This window comes from Pumilibacter intestinalis, from assembly GCF_943193005.1.
Taxonomy (GTDB): Bacteria; Bacillota; Clostridia; order Christensenellales; family Pumilibacteraceae; genus Pumilibacter; species Pumilibacter intestinalis.
The window spans coordinates 1-3,925 of sequence record NZ_CALPCH010000036.1 but is presented as its reverse complement, the minus strand read 5'-3'; the positions used below and the strand labels follow the sequence as shown (position 1 = coordinate 3,925).

Below are 3,925 nucleotides of genomic sequence, written 5' to 3'. Positions count from 1 at the left end.
AGCCCGGCAAAAACATTGTCGGGCTTTACGTATAGTATCTGAAATATTGAAAAGGAGTAAATAAAAGAAATGGGAAGTATGAAAAAGCAATTAACCTTTATAACCGTACTTATGGTTATAATCATAGCCGCGCTCACGTTGGGCGGCTTGCAATTATTCGGCAGAGGTAAAGCAAAGCCGAGCGAGTGGTTCGGAAAAGAGGAAAAAACGCAATCGGAGCAAACCTCGCCCGAAACGGCAAGTTATGTAAGTTCTGCGTTGTTGGCAGATAATAGCGAGAAGCCCACTTTTGAAGAATATTTGGCTTCTAAAAATCTAACGGAAAAGTTTGTATCTGAGCCTCAAGGATACATTGTTTTGAAAAATAATGTAAATGACACTGTTACTTCACAGGGAGTTCGCTTTTCGTCGTTTTTAGGAATGGAAAATGCATTTGAAATTTATTGTACGGTATATTTTCCAAAAACATCTCCCTTGCCTAATTACGACGTTGTTTCGGTAAATGTTCAGGTATATACTTATGCAGGTAATGATTACATTTCTCCTAATTTTCACGATAATTGTTTAGAGTATTACAGCGTAGATTTTATTCGTTATGCTGTTAATTCGGATAGACCTTGGGGTATTGTTACATACGAATTAACTCCAAAACCGAGTTTACCGTTGCCCGCAGAACCAACTAAAGAGGGGCATACTTTTGCGGGGTGGTATTACGGAACACAGGCAGAGCACGGAAGCAGTTGCCGAGTTTACGACGGTGCGCCCATATACGAGGACACTGCATTGCATGCGCACTTTAATATAAACCGTTATACCGTTACATACGACGTTGCGGGCGGCACGCCTATAGAGAGCGAGGTTCTTAACTGGAATACTTCCGCAAACGCGCCCGAACCCACCCGCATAGGTTATAATTTTAAGGGTTGGTATCTTTCGGACGGTACAAAATATGAAAATCAGCCCATAAAGCAAAACACCACTCTTACGGCAAAATGGGAGATAAAAATATTCACGGTAACTTTTTACGTAGACGGCGACAATGGCGAAGAAACTTACTCAACGCTCGAGGTGCCCTACGGCTCTACTCTTGCGCAAGCAATGGAACAAGCGGAAATAGCCTCGTACAAGGCAATGACAACGGCTGGCGTAAGGCTTAGCAAGCAAAACACGACTATAACCGAAAACACGCAGGTACTTGTAGAAGAACTTACAGGCTGGGAAAAGTATGGCGACTTTGTAGGGCAAAATCAGTGGTTTACATGGCTTATTGTCGGCATCGTTGGTGCACTCGGCTTGACTGCCGCAATCTCTATAACAGTAGCCGTTAAGAGGAAATAACGCTATGCTTAAGATATTTAAGCTCATAGTGTCGTGTGCGCTCATTGCCGGCATTGTGGTAGGCGGAATATTCGTATACCGTAGTTGCTCAATGGACGGCTGTGACGTTTCGGACAAATTGTCTTACGAAACGCCTGTATTAAGAGCAAGCACTACAAAGACCAACGAGGGTTATACGGGCGTTCTCGAGGACTTACAAGCAGACGAAAATTTTACGTTAGATAAATACCCTGAAATAGCAAACGACTATTCGCTACAGGTAATACAAATAGCCGAGGATAGCGCAAAGCATTTGTTGCTGTATGTGTATCAGCCGAGCGGCAACAGTAAGCCGCTTACGGCAACAACGGTGCGCATAAGCACGTCAATAAACGATAACGCCAAATGGCAGGATTATTCCGTAACGCTCGTAAGTCAAGCGGGAACGCTCCAAAAGTATGTGGTGAATGAATTAACGGTAAAATCCGACGTAGTGCGGTATTACGATATTGTCGCCTTTCACCGTAAATGGGATAAAGACATAGACGACGGCATCGAAGACGATAACACCATAAGTGAAGTTTTTTGCGAAGTAGCGCAACTTTGGACGGCTTGCACTCTTAATGGCAACGTTACATACGAGTTGGACGGTTCGGCAATAGAGCTTGTAAGAATATTAGACAAACATGTAGGGTTTCTCCGTTATCCCGACGGATATATTTTCGGTGGCGGAGCTTCGGTAGACGGTCATTACGTTGCATTTTCTACCGACCATGATATAGACCGTCTAATGGAAGCGGATTTAACGTTTGTTACACGGCATGCGAAAAGCTATAACGACGTAAGAACGGACTACGACAGTCCTATTTCAAAAGAGGTATTTTTGAACGATATAGACGAAGCCGAAACAAATTCTATAGGCATATTCGGGCACACATACAAATGGAAAAGAATTGAAAGCATTTCTTCGTTTTTGCAAAGCGAGGAAAGCAAACTTACTAACGAAACGAAAGACGTCATACAAGACGCGCAGTGGGTTTTTCGTTTCTACGAGTCGGAGTATAAAAGGTATACGCCTTCTACTTCTATGGGCCCGGTAGTAGGTAGTTACGTTAAAGAGTTTACCGAAGTAAGCGACGTAACAATACTGCGGCTTATGTTTGAAACAAGCGGTACGGTATATAATCTCGGCGTTGTAGATAATAAGCAAAGCGGAGATAACAACCCGGATAATAAAGTTGTAGGCGGTTGCGAAGACTTTTTTGCGCGGATTTGGAACTTTGTGTGCGAGCATTGGAACTTAGTTCTGCTTATCTCCGTTATTCTCATTGCGGTTATACTCGGTATTAAAATTCTTACGCTTGTTTGGGGTAAGTAACCGTGATACGAATAATATGCGGCATACCTCGAGCGGGCAAAACCGCTCTTATGACTTTGTTTGCGCTACATCACATGAAAGGACGGCAGGCACATCAAGACTTAATAAAGTGCCGAAAGCTGCTTGCTCCGCTCAATGCCGGGGGCTTTAACTATACGCCGCCCGCCGATCACCTTGTGTTCGCGGATTACACAATAATCGCAGGCGCCAAAGGCAAAATAACGAATTACGAGGTCAACGGTTTTAATCTCGGGCTGTTCAACGATAAGCACCCTACTATGTTCTTGCCGCCAAACTCGAATATATTTTTAGACGAGGCGCAGAAATATTTTAACAGCCGCAAAGGCATTGCGGCTTTCGTGAGTAGGTACTATGAGCTTCACGGACATTACCGGCTGGATATAACGTGCACGGTACAGCGCCCCAAACTTATAGACTTAAACGTTCGCGAGCTTGCCGCCAAAGTTCTTTACGTTGAAAAGCTCGAGCATGAGCAAAGCGGAAAACGCATATTGCGGTCGCATTGGACCTGCTCGAGCTTCGATAACACGCAGTCGGCAATAGACTACATAGAGAGCGGACAGCACCGGGATAAGCGCGGGGATAAAATTACTTTTGAGTTCGCCGGCAATATCTTTAAGCACTACGACAGCTTTTCATTTTTTCCCGCATTTCTCAAGGGTAATTACGACGGCAAGTATAATCTTCGGCACGCCGTGCCCACCGGCTACACGCGCGACGAAATAATGGACTTTAACGACGAGCACGACTACAGTGTGCCGGACACGTATTACGAAAAAAAGTGAGGTGAAAAAGCATGGACGAAAACGAAAGCGAAGAAAAGTTGCAAAGTCTTAAGCCCGACGAGCTTGTTAAAGCCGTAGAGCCGCACGCCAGGCATTTGGAAAAGCACGGCGAAATGCGGGACAACGACACTATAAACGACAAACAGCTTAAAGCCGCGCAGTCGCCCGTAGCCGCCGCGGCGAACGCAATAGTAAAGCTCAAGCTCGCACGCGACTATTACCGCGCGAAATGGCGGTACAAAGATACCCGTAAAGCGGATAAATGGGCGCACAAAGACAAAGTGCGTAAAATGCGTAAAGAGCGCAGAGAGACCGTACAAGCCGCCAAACAGGCAAATACCGAAGCCCGCTTAGCGGCAAGAGAAAGGAAAGCCGAGGCACGCAAACAGCGTAAAGAAGACCGCCGAGCCGAACGCGCCGCCGC

At 45.4% G+C, this 3,925-nt stretch carries 4 protein-coding genes; all 4 read left to right on the top strand.

Annotated elements, in window-relative coordinates:
- Positions 1–78: 78 nt before the first annotated feature.
- A complete protein-coding gene (locus NFR55_RS10325; protein WP_251548804.1) occupies positions 79–1,338 on the top strand; it encodes an InlB B-repeat-containing protein in 1,260 nt (419 codons plus the stop codon).
- Positions 1,339–1,342: 4 nt separating this feature from the next.
- Positions 1,343–2,695: a hypothetical protein gene (locus tag NFR55_RS10320; RefSeq protein WP_251548802.1), complete on the top strand. Its 1,353-nt coding sequence runs from the start codon at positions 1,343–1,345 to the stop codon at positions 2,693–2,695.
- A gap of 2 nt (positions 2,696–2,697) precedes the next feature.
- Entirely contained in the window at positions 2,698–3,501 is an 804-nt protein-coding gene (locus NFR55_RS10315; protein WP_251548800.1) for a zonular occludens toxin domain-containing protein, read from the top strand.
- 11 nt (positions 3,502–3,512) lie between these two features.
- Positions 3,513–3,925, top strand: a 413-nt coding sequence (locus NFR55_RS10310) for a hypothetical protein (protein WP_251548798.1), incomplete at its 3' end; no start/stop codon positions are given.

Coding starts and splice junctions, on each gene's coding strand:
- NFR55_RS10325 (WP_251548804.1), top strand. CDS start 79: ATGAAAAAGCAATTAACCTTTATAACCGTACTTATGGTTATAATCATA.
- NFR55_RS10320 (WP_251548802.1), top strand. CDS start 1,343: ATGCTTAAGATATTTAAGCTCATAGTGTCGTGTGCGCTCATTGCCGGC.